Annotated in this window: 14 protein-coding genes; 7 read left to right on the top strand and 7 right to left on the bottom strand. The window is 52.5% G+C overall.

What is annotated here, in order from left to right:
* Positions 1-67: 67 nt before the first annotated feature.
* Genes ACKWCC_RS08580 through ACKWCC_RS08570 form a run of 3 tightly spaced genes read left to right on the top strand, consistent with a single transcriptional unit; the run spans position 68 to position 3,041 of the window.
* Entirely contained in the window at positions 68-2,260 is a 2,193-nt protein-coding gene (locus ACKWCC_RS08580; protein WP_413995504.1) for a PepSY domain-containing protein, read from the top strand.
* 59 nt (positions 2,261-2,319) lie between these two features.
* Positions 2,320-2,679: a DUF6686 family protein gene (locus ACKWCC_RS08575; RefSeq protein WP_413995503.1), complete on the top strand. Its 360-nt coding sequence runs from the start codon at positions 2,320-2,322 to the stop codon at positions 2,677-2,679.
* Positions 2,679-3,041: a hypothetical protein gene (locus tag ACKWCC_RS08570; protein WP_413995502.1), complete on the top strand. Its 363-nt coding sequence runs from the start codon at positions 2,679-2,681 to the stop codon at positions 3,039-3,041. Before ACKWCC_RS08575 ends, ACKWCC_RS08570 begins: the two co-directional genes overlap by 1 nt.
* Positions 3,042-3,097: 56 nt before the next feature.
* Here the strand turns inward: ACKWCC_RS08570 and ACKWCC_RS08565 are convergent, their stop codons facing one another.
* Both ACKWCC_RS08565 and ACKWCC_RS08560 read right to left on the bottom strand, forming a co-directional pair.
* Positions 3,098-3,964, bottom strand: coding sequence for a hydroxymethylglutaryl-CoA lyase (locus ACKWCC_RS08565; RefSeq protein ID WP_413995554.1), 867 nt, complete (start codon positions 3,962-3,964; stop codon positions 3,098-3,100).
* Between the two features lie 24 nt (positions 3,965-3,988).
* Entirely contained in the window at positions 3,989-4,621 is a 633-nt protein-coding gene (locus ACKWCC_RS08560; protein ID WP_413995501.1) for a LysE family translocator, read from the bottom strand.
* 192 nt (positions 4,622-4,813) lie between these two features.
* On the opposite strand from ACKWCC_RS08560, the gene ACKWCC_RS08555 reads away from it, so the two are divergent.
* Entirely contained in the window at positions 4,814-6,886 is a 2,073-nt protein-coding gene (locus ACKWCC_RS08555; RefSeq protein ID WP_413995500.1) for a choice-of-anchor L domain-containing protein, read from the top strand.
* Between the two features lie 102 nt (positions 6,887-6,988).
* Positions 6,989-7,402, top strand: coding sequence for a Dabb family protein (locus tag ACKWCC_RS08550; RefSeq protein ID WP_413995499.1), 414 nt, complete (start codon positions 6,989-6,991; stop codon positions 7,400-7,402).
* Between the two features lie 213 nt (positions 7,403-7,615).
* Here the strand turns inward: ACKWCC_RS08550 and ACKWCC_RS08545 are convergent, their stop codons facing one another.
* Both ACKWCC_RS08545 and ACKWCC_RS08540 read right to left on the bottom strand, forming a co-directional pair.
* Positions 7,616-8,650 (bottom strand): quinone-dependent dihydroorotate dehydrogenase, encoded by a 1,035-nt coding sequence (locus ACKWCC_RS08545; protein WP_413995498.1) that lies wholly within the window; start codon positions 8,648-8,650, stop codon positions 7,616-7,618.
* A gap of 75 nt (positions 8,651-8,725) precedes the next feature.
* Positions 8,726-9,181 (bottom strand): hypothetical protein, encoded by a 456-nt coding sequence (locus tag ACKWCC_RS08540; RefSeq protein WP_413995497.1) that lies wholly within the window; start codon positions 9,179-9,181, stop codon positions 8,726-8,728.
* Between the two features lie 396 nt (positions 9,182-9,577).
* Between ACKWCC_RS08540 and pepT the strand changes: the two genes are divergently transcribed.
* Both pepT and ACKWCC_RS08530 read left to right on the top strand, forming a co-directional pair.
* Positions 9,578-10,810: a peptidase T gene (gene pepT / locus ACKWCC_RS08535; protein WP_413995496.1), complete on the top strand. Its 1,233-nt coding sequence runs from the start codon at positions 9,578-9,580 to the stop codon at positions 10,808-10,810.
* Positions 10,811-10,849: 39 nt separating this feature from the next.
* Positions 10,850-11,215: a DUF1801 domain-containing protein gene (locus ACKWCC_RS08530; protein WP_413995495.1), complete on the top strand. Its 366-nt coding sequence runs from the start codon at positions 10,850-10,852 to the stop codon at positions 11,213-11,215.
* 85 nt (positions 11,216-11,300) lie between these two features.
* Here the strand turns inward: ACKWCC_RS08530 and ACKWCC_RS08525 are convergent, their stop codons facing one another.
* From ACKWCC_RS08525 to ACKWCC_RS08515, 3 genes are all read right to left on the bottom strand, one after another.
* Positions 11,301-12,635 carry a Gfo/Idh/MocA family protein gene (locus ACKWCC_RS08525; RefSeq protein ID WP_413995494.1) on the bottom strand — a complete coding sequence of 445 codons (1,335 nt, stop codon included), beginning with the start codon at positions 12,633-12,635 and terminating at the stop codon, positions 11,301-11,303.
* A gap of 222 nt (positions 12,636-12,857) precedes the next feature.
* Positions 12,858-13,145 (bottom strand): preprotein translocase subunit YajC, encoded by a 288-nt coding sequence (gene yajC / locus ACKWCC_RS08520; RefSeq protein ID WP_413995493.1) that lies wholly within the window; start codon positions 13,143-13,145, stop codon positions 12,858-12,860.
* Positions 13,146-13,186: 41 nt separating this feature from the next.
* Entirely contained in the window at positions 13,187-13,657 is a 471-nt protein-coding gene (locus tag ACKWCC_RS08515) for a DUF1573 domain-containing protein (protein WP_413995492.1), read from the bottom strand.
* Positions 13,658-13,669 lie beyond the last annotated feature (12 nt).

Raw genomic sequence — 13,669 nt, 5'->3', positions numbered from 1 at the left:
GCTCATGTACTGCTGTGTACGCTTGATGATCGCAAAGGAACTTGATTCTTGAACTTGAACCTGAGTTATGACCATTTCCATTTGGAGGTACAGTCACCTTGCCTTGGCGGCCGTGGCCTCCCTTTTTCTCATCATAGCCTCGCTCACGGGCATTGTCCTAGCGGTGGAGCCGGTGCAGGAGGCGTGGGCAGCGCCCCGATCGGCCCCGCTGGATGACATTTCCGTTGGAGAGGCCGTACGTGCCCTAACGGCCAACTACGGGGAGGTCCTTGCCCTCGAGGTCGATGCCAATGACGGTGTCATCGCCTCCGTTGTTACCAAAGACGGTGAGGGCCAGACCCTATATGTGGATCCCAGAACGGGAGAAGCCCTGGGAACGCCCCAAAAACGGGCCGCCATATACCAATGGACCACCAACCTGCATCGCTCCCTTTTTCTAAAGGGCGTGGGCCGGTTTTTTGTGGGACTGGTCTCCTTTTTACTCTGCCTCATTGCCGTGAGCGGACTCGTTTTGATCGCGCAGCGGCAGGGCGGTCCGCTTAAACTGTTTTCCAAAGTACAGAAAGACCATGCGGCCCTGTACTATCACGTGGTTTTGGGCAGGTGGTTGCTGCTGCCCATTGTCCTTATCGCGGCCAGCGGGGTGTACCTGTCCGCCGAGCAGTTTTCCCTGCTGCCAAAGTCCCAAGCGCGGCACACGCCCGCGGAAGTGGACACGGAAGTGGATATGACGACGGATGTATGGGAAGTGCCCTTTTTCATGGAAACGGCACTGAGCGAAGTGCGAACCATTGCATTTCCCTTTTCAGAAATGCCGGAAGACTACTTTGAATTGGCACTTAAGGACCGGGAGCTTCGGGTGCACCAATATACGGGGGCCATCCTCAGCGAGGTGCCCTATCCGTTTACCACCCTGGCCGCCCGTTGGAGCGTTGCCGTGCACACGGGACAAGGGGCATGGCCCTGGGCCCTGGTGCTTTTATTGGCCAGTATGGGCATCCTGTACTTTATCCAATCCGGGTTCGTGATGTGGCGCAAGCGCACCCAGGGCCGTGCCCATTTACCACCACAAACGCCCATTTCGGAAGCGGACCACGTGATTTTGGTGGGCTCGGAAACCGGAACCACCTTTGCGTTTGCCCATAGATTGAGGAAGGCCTTGGTGGCCCAGGGAAAACAGGTGCACATTGCAGAGCTGAACCAGTACACCACCTATGAAAACGCCAAAAAACTACTGGTGCTCACCGCCACCTATGGTGCGGGCGAGGCCCCGACCAACGCCAGAAAATTTGCATCCCTATTGCAGACCGTGGCCCAGCCCGCCGGGATGCACTATGCCGTGGTGGGCTTTGGCTCCCTCCGCTACCCAGACTATTGTGCCTTTGCCACACAAGTGGACCAACTGCTACAAACCGCCGGCTTTGAGCGCACCTTGCCCCTCTTTAAGATCAATAATCAAGATAAACGCGCTTTTTCCGAATGGGCCAAGCAATGGGGCAAAAAAACACAGACCCCGCTGCTCCTTAAGGACGAGGCCATTAAAAAGAAAAGGACAACGTCCAAATCCTTTACCGTGGTGGAGCGCACCAATTTGAACGCGGACGACACCTTTCTGGTGCGCCTGCGGCCAAAGGAGAAACTGCGCTTTCAATCGGGCGACTTGGCCGGTATCATTCCCGAAGATGGGGTAGAGCGGCTCTATTCCATTGCCAAGATAGGCAAGGACATGCTCCTGAGCGTTAAAAAACACGAAATGGGCGTCTGCTCGCCGCAGCTCAGCGAGCTACGGCCCCGAGAAGAAATGCACGTGCGCATCAAAAGAAATACGGAATTCCATTTTCCCAAACACCAAAAACCAGTGGCATTGATCGCCAATGGCACGGGCATTGCCCCGTTCCTGGGCATGCTGCACGAAAACAAGGGGCGCAACCCCGTGCACTGTTTCCTGGGGCTGCGCAATAAAAGCTCCTTAGATCTGTATGCGGACCTGCTGTTGGACATAGAGAAAAAAGAACAGCTGAGCAGTCTGAACGTGGCCTATTCCCGGGAAGGCAAAAAGCAGTATGTACAGGAACTGGTGCGGGACAACAAGGAGCTCATGGCCCATATCCTGTCTGACGGTGGCCCGATTTTTATCTGTGGATCCCTGGCCATGCAGAACGAGGTGCTGGCCGTACTGGAAGACATCAGCAAAACCCATCTGAACCGACCCTTGAGCGATTTTGAGGCCAGTGAACAACTAAAAATGGACTGTTATTGAACCCAAAAACAAGGAAATCCCTCTGAAAAAGGGTTTTTCGGAAAAATATCCCTATAGTTATGTGCAGAAATATAAATGTATTGAAACGAACCAGAAACGGCAGCATGGCCCACTGCGGCGAGTGCAAGATGTACCACCTGCTCTTTGGGCAGTTTGCCCTGGAGTTCACGGCAAAGGAGTTGAACCATTTTGGTAAATTTTTAATGCAGCTCGATGCGGACCCATGGGAGCAACAACATTGCAACTGTACATCACCACGAAAAATTGCCGTTGCCACCCTACAGCAGAACCTGCAGCTACTGTTGAACCGTAACGAACTGGAGGAACTGAAGTCCTTGGTTTTCTTCAAGGAACGCCCAGACCCCGATGATCGGCCGTTGCACCCCGGGGAAATAGACTACACTTTTATACTGAACTGATGATGCTGAACGATATAGACACCCTGCACCACAATGCCCTGGGCATTGCCTTTCTGTGGAAGGGACAGCAAACGGCCGAGCGCCCCAAAATACAATTGGTGTTCAGGGACACCGGCCTATTGCTCACCAAAAAGGAACTGTGCACCTTTTACACCGAAATTGAAAAAACAAAGGGGCATGGCCTGCCAAGGCCTTCCTGCCCCCAACAAATGGATTGCAGGGCATTGCTTCTGGAGACCCCGATGGGCCAGCTCACCTTTGCCGTGAGCCCCAATGAACTGCAACTCCTTGGGGAATTGGTGGAGGGTGCCCTGTTTCAACTGCGGCTCAACGGCTTTTTGGATGAAGTGCTGGAAAGCTAGGGCTTTCCCGTCTGGCACCCCCCCCTTTCTTAAGAAGGCCTCGATGGGAAGGGCCATCAATGGTAGGTGCCAAACAGTTCGGAGGCCTTGTTGTAGGCCGCCTCGAACACCAGCCAGTTCACCCCTGTATCCACTTTTTGCTCCGTGAAGTAAGAGAGCATTTTTTCGGTGGGCATGTTCCCCGTTAGTTCGTCCTTGGCCATGGGGCAACCTCCAAATCCCTGTACGGCCCCATCGAAGCGGTGGCAACCGGCCTTATGGGCCGCGGCCACCTTTTCGTGCCACCCGGCCGGGGTGGTGTGCAAGTGGGCACCAAATTCTATGTGGGGGTAGGCGGGAATGAGATTGGAGAACAAGTAGTGGATGGTCTCTGCGTCGGAGGTGCCCACGGTATCGGAAAGGGAGAGGATCTTGGCCCCCATATCCGCCAACTTCTCGGTCCACTCCCCCACGATCTCCACGTTCCAGGGGTCGCCATAGGGATTCCCAAAACCCATCGAAATATAGGTGACCACTTGCTTGCCGGCCTCTTGGGCAATATCAAAAATTTCCTTTAGGGTTTCTTCGGATTGGGCAATGGTCTTATGGGTATTTCGCATCTGAAAGTTCTCCGATATGGAAAAGGGGAAGCCCAGATAATCAATTTCCGGGTGCCGTACGGCCTCAGTGGCCCCACGTACATTGGCCACAATGGCCAACAGCTTGCTCTTGGTGCGGGAAAGGTCCAGCTGGGAGAGCACGGCGGCCGTGTCCACCATTTGGGGTATGGCCCTTGGGGACACAAAGCTCCCGAAATCCAACGTATCAAAACCGCAGCCCAACAGGGCCTGGAGGTAGCCTACCTTTTGCTCCGTTGGAATAAACGCCTTGATGCCCTGCATGGCATCCCGGGGACATTCCACGATCTTCACTTCTTTGGGCATACCCTCTTGTATCATGGGCTAAAATTACCATAAATTATTTGATGACAGCAGGTAAAGTGCAATGCCCACAAAGACCACGATCTGCATCCATTTCAAGAAAAAAGCCGCCTTGGAATTTCCGGACAACCACCGCGACACCCCACCGGACAAGAGGGCTATGCCGCCAAAGACCACCGAGGAGACCGCAATGAACAGAAAGCCCAGGATATAGAACTGGGCCACGGTTCCCAGCGTATCACTGAACAAAAAGCCCGGGAAAAAGGCCAAAAAGAAGATGGTGACCTTGGGGTTGAGCACGTTCATGACAAAACCCTGTTTAAACAGCTGTACAAGGGTTTTCTTTGGTAGGGCGTCCCCTGCCATATCAATGCCCCTGTTTTCCCGATACACGTTAACCGCCAGATACAGCAGATAGGTCGCCCCGAAAAGGGTAATGACAAAAAAGAATCCCTCGTGCCGTCTCAAAAGGGCAGACACCCCAAAGGCCAACAGGGTGGTATGCACCAGGCAGCCCGTCATTAAACCGGCCACAGTGGCCAGTCCAAAGCGCTTGCCGTGCACCACGCTCTGCATCAACACATAGATATTGTCGGGCCCAGGGGAAATGGCCAAGGCCGCCGTGGCGGTGGAAAATGCCAAGAGCACATCTAACTGCATACCGGGGCACACCTTTTAAGAAACACGTACAAACTGCCGTTGCCAAACCGGCCAAAACCACTTGACCCCTGCCCATGGTGGCAGATCGACCCCAATTTAAAGAAACTCACCAACTTTAACCTTTTTTGAGCAAAATACTTATTATATTCCACTCCCGCCCAGATAATTCTTTTGTACTGGAGCGGAAGAGCTATGAGAACATTCCTTTTTATCTTTCTTTTATTGGGGGCATCCTTTGTAATCAGGGGTCAATTTGAGGTGGACACCTCGCGTTCCATTGAGGAATTGGTGGTAGATGTGCTGATCAATAGCAGTTGTGCGGAGACCTCCAATTACAGTGCTTCCACCGGAAGTGCCTTCGGATTCAACGGAATAGGGTATTTCAATGCCAATGACACCCGTTTCCCCTACCGGGAGGGCATTATCCTTTCCACCGGTAACGCCCGTAACGCCATTGGCCCCAACAACCGCGTTGGCTCGGGCATAAATCCCAGCTGGCCGGGCGATCTGGACCTGAGAAGTGCCACGGGAACGGGAAACCTGTTCAACGCTTCGTACATCCAATTCGATTTTGTGCCCACCACCAACAGCATCAGTTTCAACTTCATCTTTGCCTCGGAAGAATACTCGGCAGAGTACCAGTGCATTTATTCCGATGTCTTTGCCTTTATCCTCACCGATGCCGCGGGGGAAGCCACCAACTTGGCCGTGATACCGGGCACCAACCGCGCGGTGAGCGCCACCAGCATACGCCCCGGAGTGGACAATGCCTGCGGGCCGCGAAATGAGGAATTCTTCGCGGGCACCAATGGTGCCGATTCGGCCATATCGTTCGAGGGGCAAACGGTGAGCCTGCAGGCGGTAAGCGAGGTAATTCCCGGGGAAACCTACAACATTAAATTGGTGATCGCGGACAACTTGGATTCCGAACTGGACTCGGCCGTATTTCTTGAGGCAGGCAGCTTTTCCATTGATGTAGATCTGGGCGAGGACCGCACGGTGGCCAGCAACAATCCGCTCTGCATTGGGGAGAACCTCTCCCTGGATGCCACTGCCATTGGCGCCATTGATTATCGCTGGTCCCGAAACGGGCAGCCATTGCCCGCCAACAATGGCATGACCACCCTGAACGTGGACGCCCCGGGCAACTATGAGGTGGAAGTGGTCTTCTCTGCCCTGTGCATTTCTTCAGGGGCCGTGGCCGTGGAATACATAGCCCCGCCCAGGATAGACGAACAGCCCTTGAACCTTGTGGCCTGTGATTTGGACGGCGATGGAAATGAACTTTTTGACTTCCGTGCCAACGCAGCACGGATGTTGGGCTCCCAGGACCGCAGCATCTATGAAGTAGCTTTTTTCAACTCCCGGGCAGAGGCCGAGGCCAATGCGAACCGCATAGAAACCATTGCATCCTATCCCGGAACGCTGCTACCAGAAACCATCCACGCCCGCTTGTCTTCCGGAGACAGTTGTTATGAAATTGCCTCGTTCAACATTTCGGTGCAAGCCCTGGAGGTGGCCCCCACCCTGGAAGAATCCTATGTCATCTGCCTGGATGGGAACGGCGCAGCACTGGAACCCTTTACGGTGCTGGATGTGGGCCTGGACGCCAATGAGTTCACTTTTCAGTGGTACCGCGGCACCCTGGCCGATGAAAACCGGATCCCCAACGCCAACAATAGGGAACTGGTGGCAATGGAACCCGGAGACTATGTGGTGGAAGTGAGCAGTACCCGCATTGGCTGCGTGTTCTCCTATGGCACCCAAGTACTGCCGGTGCGCCCGCCCAGTGCCATTGAAGTGGCCTTTACCACGGAACTGTTCTCGGGCAGCAATGGGGTGCGCATTGAGGTGGAGGGCGACAGTGACTACCTGTTTGCCGTGGATGACGGGGCCTTTTCCGAAAATCCGGACTTTGACAACCTTGCACCGGGCGAGCACTTGGCCCTTGTACAGGACACCGAAGGCTGTACCGTGCAGACCAAACCATTTTTCGTGATAGATTACCCGCGTTTCTTTACCCCCAACGGTGACGGTTTCAATGATGTTTGGCGCATTGTGGGCATAGAGGACCTCCCCTCGCCCACCATAAAAATCTATGACCGCTACGGACAGTTGTACCACCAGTTCAGTGATGACAGTGGCTGGGACGGCAACCATCCCAACCGAAGCCCTGCACCGGCCACGGACTACTGGTTTACCATTGCCTATGAACTGGACGGGGTTAGAAAGGAGTTTAAAAACCATTTCTCCCTAAAACGATGAAAACGCTTTTTGTACCTTGGCCTACCCGTGGCCCCGGGCCGCGCCGGCACGGGCCCGAAACAGCCCCCCCCCATGAACGAAACCAAAAAGAACCACAAACCCATGAAAAATTCAATACTGTTTCTTCTGATGGGATGCCTGGCCCTGGCCCTCCCTTCTTGCAACAATGCCGCCACCAACAAAAATGACACCGCCATGCCACAAGATTCCGTGCTACGCCACGTGGTACTCTTTAAGTTTAAACCGGGCACTTCCCAGGACGACCTCAAAAAAGTGACCGATGCCTTTGGGGCCCTGCCAAACAAGATTCCTGAAATAGCGGACTACGAATGGGGGCTGAACAACAGTCCGGAAGGACTGGACAAAGGCTTTACCCACGGATTTCTGCTAACGTTTAAAAGTGAGGCCGATCGTGAGGTGTATCTGCCCCATCCGGACCATAAGGCCTTTGGCGCCGTATTGAAGCCCCACTTGGAAGATGTGCTGGTGGTGGACTATTGGAGCAAGACCCATTAATGCCCAAGATGTCCCCAATCCAAAGGGGGTTGCCCGCACGCCTGCTTCCAAAAACATATCTATCACGATGTAAAGCAGCTAAATTTCCTTTTAGGAGGCTTTTGGAATGGGAAGTATAAGCTGGGAAGCAGACCCTGGTACGGTTTATGGGCTTTTGCTCTTCCAATGCAGGTACAAGGTGCCGCCGTTGGGCTTCGGGGTAACAGTTCCCGCTCAGGACGCCAAAAGGGCTTGATTGATGCGTTTTACCAACGCGGGGCCCTCATAGACAAACCCGGTCCACAATTGCACCAGATCGGCCCCGGCCGCCAATTTTTCCAGGGCATCTTCGGCAGAATGGATGCCCCCGACCCCAATAATGGGAAAGGACTTGTTGCTCTTTTCGGCCAAAAAACGGATGACTTCCGTGCTACGGGACTTTAGGGGTTTGCCACTGAGACCCCCGGCCTCCTCCGTTAACAAAATGTGCGATTTTAGGTTGGTCCTGTCCAAGGTGGTATTGGTGGCTATGATGCCATCTATTTTGGTGGTGCCCACAATTGCTATGATGTCCAGCAACTGTTCTTCCGTAAGGTCCGGTGCTATCTTTAGCAAGATGGGCTTTCTATGCGTGCCCTTCTTTTTGGCATACTTGTCGTTCTCCCTTTGCAGCTCAATGAGCAGGGCCGTCAACGGTTCCTTGTCCTGCAGCTCCCTTAGCCCAGGGGTATTGGGAGAACTAACGTTCACCACAAAATAGTCCACATGATCGAACAGGGCATCAAAACAAATGAGATAGTCCTTTATGGCCTCGTTGTTGGGGGTGTCCTTATTTTTGCCAATGTTGCCACCAATGAGCACACGGTGCTTTTTCCTAAGATGCTCCACTGCCTCAAAAACCCCATCATTGTTAAACCCCATCCTATTGATGATGGCCTTGTCTTCCTCCAGGCGAAACAGTCGTTTTTTAGGATTTCCCCCTTGTGGTTTGGGGGTCAGGGTGCCTATCTCCACAAAACCAAAGCCAAAATCGGAAAGTTCGTTGTAGAGCACGGCATTTTTGTCAAAACCGGCGGCCAGGCCCACGGGGTTCTTAAACTTCAGACCAAAGACCTCACGCTCCAAACGCTGATCGTCAATGACGTACAAGCGCCTAAGAAATCCGGACAGGCCCAACTTGGCACACAGCTTAATGATGGAAAAACTAAAATGGTGCACCCTTTCGGCATCAAACAAAAAGAGCAACGGCCGTATGACAGCGCTGTACATTGATCTGAACTTTAAAAAACAAAAATACAAACTGCAGCCCTTACATTGTGGCATGGGGAGGAATAATCGATAAACTCATCGTTTTTTGACGGCCAAACTATCTGGATACACCGTGGGGGTGACCACGTAGGGCGATCGTTGCACTTCCAGGCACATGAGCCTGTAACGCTGGTACTGTTCCTCGTTGAAAAGTTTAAGCAGTCTTTTGTCGATCATCCTTTGTAAGCTGGTCATGCTGTCCATCACTTTCTTGTAGTGCCCCGCCAACTGCTGCAATTCTTCCAATGAGCCCTGCGGCTGGCGTTTTACGTAGTTCTCCAGACCAATGTTGAGCACATCCTTTCGGTAGCGCAGCTCGGCACTGTAATTTAGCAGCTCCTTGGTTTGCACGGCATTGAGCTGAAAAACCTGGGCCAAGGTGCTATCCGGTGTAATGCCCACGCCCAAAACACAATCTGCCTGGCCCCTTACACCAGAAGAGGCCAAAAGGACCATAAATAGGGCACAGCCATGTTTTAGGATAGAGGTCATGGGCAATACAATCTACAACGGGTTAAAAGTACGATTAAAATCCTTGCCCAAAAAGGGGGAAACGTTCCCAAGTATCCCTAATGACAAAGGCGCCGCGGCAATGGGAGCAAAAATAATGGGGCAAAACCAACTGGATTTTGGGCCAAACCACCCTTTGGGAAACCATGGCCCATTCCACTAATGCCGGCCCAACGTACCCCAAAAAGCCGGTTGTTCTTAAAATGGGAGCGGGGCAGGGTAGCCGCTTCAGTATTTTTTTGATTACTTTGTGGCGGTAAAACCACCCGCCAGCCGTTGTGAAACCCAAGGCGCGTTCCATAAAAGACTTGGAAGGTTTTTCAAAGAAATTGCGACTCCCTTTTTCCCTCGGGAAGGCACCGATAAGGACATACCACTATGCAGCACATCATTGACCGGTTTTTAAGCTACGTTGCCATTGACACCCAAAGCGACCCGAAGTCCGATGCCACGCCCAGTACGGAGAAGCAATGGGTGCTGGCCCGAAAGCTCACCGAAGAGCTCAAGGCAATGGGAATGCAAGACGTGAGCCTGGACGAAAACGCCTATGTTATGGCCACCCTACCGAGCAACGTGGCGCATGAAGTGCCCACCATTGGCTTCATTGCGCATTTTGATACCACACCGGACTTTAGCGGCAAGAACGTAACCCCCAACATCATTGAACATTATGACGGCAAGGACATTGTGCTCAACGCCAAAGAGAACATTGTCCTCTCTCCCGAATATTTTCAAGAGCTGCTGCTGTACAAAGGGCAGACCCTGATCACCACGGACGGCACCACCCTCCTGGGAGCCGATGACAAGGCGGGGATCACCGAGATCATGACGGCGATGGAGCACTTGCTGAAACATCCGGAAATAAAACACGGAAAAATACGGATTGGCTTTACCCCAGATGAGGAAATTGGCCGCGGCGCCCAAAAGTTTGATGTGGAAAAATTTGGGGCAAAATGGGCCTATACCATGGACGGCAGCCAAATTGGGGAGCTGGAATATGAAAATTTCAATGCGGCCCAAGCCACGATCACCATTCGGGGCAAAAGCGTACATCCCGGATACGCCAAGGGCAAAATGGTGAACGCCATTGGCATTGGCAATGCGTTCCTCTCCGCCCTGCCCAAAGACCAGACCCCGGAGACCACGTCCGGGAGAGAAGGCTTCTACCACGTGTACCGTATGGACGCCACCCTTGAAAAAACCGTACTGGAACTGATCGTGCGCGACCACGACAGGGAAACCTTTGAGCAACGGAAACAGTTTCTGCTTTCCCTTGTGGCAAGCTTAAAGGAACAGTATGGCGATATCATTGAGATGGACCTCCACGACCAGTATTACAATATGAAGGAAAAAATCGCACCCGTGATGCACGTGGTGGATTTGGCCAAGAAAGCGATGGAGAAAGTGGGCATTGCACCGATCATTAAACCCATACGGGGAGGCACGGATGGGTCCCAATTGAGCTTTATGGGACTTCCTTGCCCCAATATCTTTGCCGGGGGCCACAACTTTCACGGCAAATATGAATATGTGCCCGTGCAGAGCATGCAAAAAGCCACGGAAGTCATAGTGGCCATTTGTGAACTGGCGGCGGAAATGCACGAGGGGTGACCCTGAAAGGCCCAAAAGGCGTTTTTAAATTGATGTAAGGTGGAGAAAAAGGAAAAGATAAGGGAGTATTATGCCCAGCCCCACCCGTTTAAGGAGGGCATGGCACAATTGCGGGCCATAGCCCAAGGGACAGAGCTGGAAGAGACCTATAAATGGTCTTTTCCCACCTACACCTACGGGGGCAAAAACGTACTGGCCATCTGTAAATTCAAGCATCATTTTGGCATCTGGTTCTTTAAAGGGAGCTCGCTGCCCGATAAAAACAAGGTCCTTGTAAATGCCCAGGAAGGCCAGACCAAGCACATGCGGCATTGGAGATTTCACAGCGAAAAAGAGCTTCCACTCCCGCAAATAAAGGAATACATGGTACAGGCGCTGGCCTTTGAGAAGGAGGCCCAATCATGATGACACCCCACCTAAGGCCGGATGCGGTAGGTTAAACCCAGATGAAGCAATAGAAAAACCATTACGGGTTAACATCGTCGCAGTCTCAGAGCATGGGCAATTTCCAACCGTTTTGATAGTTGGCCAGGGCCACCTCATTGGCGGACTCCTCGGTAAATTTTTGGGCATCGGCGTCCCAATAAATCCTATTTCCCGTCTTAAAGGCCACGTTGCCCATATGGGACACCCTGGCCGCATCGTAGCCTACCTTGATGGGTGCCGTAAGGCCACTGGCATCCCGGGTCTTAACGGCATTCAAAAAGTTTTGGGTGTGCAGGTCCAAGCCGTTGGCGCTGCCCTTGTCAAAAGACTGCGCTTCCATTTTGGGCGCCCCGTCCTGGCCGCCCTTTTCGGGTATTACTTCCCATCCTTGGCGGTCCAAGACCAGCGTGCCGTTGTTTCCTATGAAGGCAATACCGTGGTTTCTGCCATAATTGCCCCCATCTATGCCCGTGGCGTGCTCCCAAAGAATGGAAAAACCATCAAACTCAAACACGGTCTGCAAGGTATCCGGGGTTTCGGAAGCATCGTTGGGGTAGGCAAACTTACCGCCCAGGGCCATCACGGATTTTGGCGTCCCGGCCTTCATACCGTACAGCGCATAATCAATGAGGTGCACGCCCCAGTCGGTCATCAATCCGCCGGCATAGTCCCAAAACCACCTAAAATTAAAGTGGAACCTATTGGCATTAAACTCTCGGAGTGGAGCCGGACCCAACCACATTTCATAATCCACTCCGGCCGGTGCCGGGGAATTGGGCACTTGGGGCACTGGTTTCATCCATCCTTGGTAGGCCCAGGCCTTGGCAAGGCGCACTTGGCCCAAGGCCCCCGAATGCACAAAATCCATCGCATCCACAAAGTGGGGCTGGCTCCGTTGCCATTGCCCGATCTGGACCATGCGATCGCTGGCACCCACATAGTTGAGCATAATGTCCGCTTCCTGTATGGAATTGGCTATGGGTTTTTCACAGTACACGTCCTTGCCCGCCATCAGGGCATCGGTGAGTTGCAGGCAGTGCCAATGATCGGGCGTGCCAATGATGACCACGTCCAGGTCCTTGTTCTCCAACAACTTGCGATAATCCCTGTACCATTTTGGCTTTTTAATGCCCGCTTTTTCCAGATCGGCCGTCCTTTGCTCCAGTACGGAACGGTCCACATCACAAAGGGCCAGCACATTCACATCGTTCATCTTCAAAAAAGACCTGAGATTGGCAAAACCCATCCCCTTACAGCCAATAAGGCCCACATTTATGGTGTCGTTGGGCCCTACGGGCCTTCTCATTGCCTTTAAGAGGTCCATGGGGAACGCAAAGCTGCTGGAGGCCAAGGCCAGTCCGGCCACTCCCTTTTTCACAAATTGTCTTCGGTTGTGCATCACAGGGTATTTTTATTAGATTTCTAAAATAGCCATTTTTTTCCACATTGAACCTGTGCCAAAACGTCCGGTGGCGGTCCATTCAATTTTTTATGGTATCCAGTTAGGGCCCTCCCAGGATGTACCAAACAAGGGAAGGAACGGACGGGCACAGCAGCCCAAAAAACAAAAAAAACGCCAAGGTTTCCCTTGGCGTTGTGCATTGTCGCGGACATGATGAAATCACTTCTTTTCTGGAGCGGACAGTTTGCGGCTCATTTCCATGGAGATGGCAGAGCGATCAAACTTCAACTTTCCGGCCATGGTCTCAAGCACGCACGAGAAGTCTTTCTCGTTCAGTTCAACGATCTTGCCGTGGAGGCCACTTTTGGTAATGACCCGGTCTCCTCTTTTTAACTCGGAAGCAAATTTCTTTTCGTCCTTTTGTTTCTTCATCTGTGGCCGTATCATAAAAAAATACGCTACCACAAATATCAATATCATTGGTAGAAACTGTCCTATATCACCCATGGTGTTCTCTTTTTAAGGTTCTGTTATTATGGGATGGGCAACTATTTAACCGGACCCAAGGGAGCGGCACCTTTGGGGTTCACAAAGGCCTTGATGCGCAATATCTCGGAGCCTTTTGCCGTATTGGCCGTGACCGTAATGTTCTTGGTTACCTGGTTCTGCCCCTGTCCATTGAATTTCACCAATAGCTCTCCGGACTCGCCCGGTGCTATGGGATCTTTGGGGGGGTTGGGCACCGTACACCCGCAGCTGCTCTTGGCATCCGTGATGATCAACGGGGCGTTTCCGGTATTGGTAAACCTAAAAATGGTCTCCTGCGGACTGTTCTGCTCAATGGCCCCAAAGTCATGCTCGGACTTCTCAAAGGTCATCACGGGAACTGCTTTGGCCGCTTCATCCCTTACGGCTGCCTGAGCCACATTTTCCGTGTTTATTTTACTACTGGCATTTTCCTTGCAGGATGTAAATGCAAAAACCGAAACTAGGCCCAAGGCCAAAACTACTTTTTTCATACCTTAATCAAT

This window comes from Maribacter aquimarinus (genome assembly GCF_047345505.1).
Classification (GTDB): Bacteria; Bacteroidota; Bacteroidia; order Flavobacteriales; family Flavobacteriaceae; genus Maribacter.
This window is presented reverse-complemented; position numbering and strand designations above follow the sequence as displayed.

What these genes read in the sequence shown, in the direction of transcription:
- ACKWCC_RS08580 (WP_413995504.1), top strand. Translation starts at nt 68, where the DNA reads ATGACCATTTCCATTTGGAGGTACAGTCACCTTGCCTTGGCGGCCGTG.
- ACKWCC_RS08575 (WP_413995503.1), top strand. Translation starts at nt 2,320, where the DNA reads ATGTGCAGAAATATAAATGTATTGAAACGAACCAGAAACGGCAGCATG.
- ACKWCC_RS08570 (WP_413995502.1), top strand. Translation starts at nt 2,679, where the DNA reads ATGATGCTGAACGATATAGACACCCTGCACCACAATGCCCTGGGCATT.
- ACKWCC_RS08565 (WP_413995554.1), bottom strand. Translation starts at nt 3,964, where the DNA reads ATGCCCAAAGAAGTGAAGATCGTGGAATGTCCCCGGGATGCCATGCAG.
- ACKWCC_RS08560 (WP_413995501.1), bottom strand. Translation starts at nt 4,621, where the DNA reads ATGCAGTTAGATGTGCTCTTGGCATTTTCCACCGCCACGGCGGCCTTG.
- ACKWCC_RS08555 (WP_413995500.1), top strand. Translation starts at nt 4,814, where the DNA reads ATGAGAACATTCCTTTTTATCTTTCTTTTATTGGGGGCATCCTTTGTA.
- ACKWCC_RS08550 (WP_413995499.1), top strand. Translation starts at nt 6,989, where the DNA reads ATGAAAAATTCAATACTGTTTCTTCTGATGGGATGCCTGGCCCTGGCC.
- ACKWCC_RS08545 (WP_413995498.1), bottom strand. Translation starts at nt 8,650, where the DNA reads ATGTACAGCGCTGTCATACGGCCGTTGCTCTTTTTGTTTGATGCCGAA.
- ACKWCC_RS08540 (WP_413995497.1), bottom strand. Translation starts at nt 9,181, where the DNA reads ATGACCTCTATCCTAAAACATGGCTGTGCCCTATTTATGGTCCTTTTG.
- pepT (WP_413995496.1), top strand. Translation starts at nt 9,578, where the DNA reads ATGCAGCACATCATTGACCGGTTTTTAAGCTACGTTGCCATTGACACC.
- ACKWCC_RS08525 (WP_413995494.1), bottom strand. Translation starts at nt 12,635, where the DNA reads ATGCACAACCGAAGACAATTTGTGAAAAAGGGAGTGGCCGGACTGGCC.
- yajC (WP_413995493.1), bottom strand. Translation starts at nt 13,145, where the DNA reads ATGGGTGATATAGGACAGTTTCTACCAATGATATTGATATTTGTGGTA.
- ACKWCC_RS08515 (WP_413995492.1), bottom strand. Translation starts at nt 13,657, where the DNA reads ATGAAAAAAGTAGTTTTGGCCTTGGGCCTAGTTTCGGTTTTTGCATTT.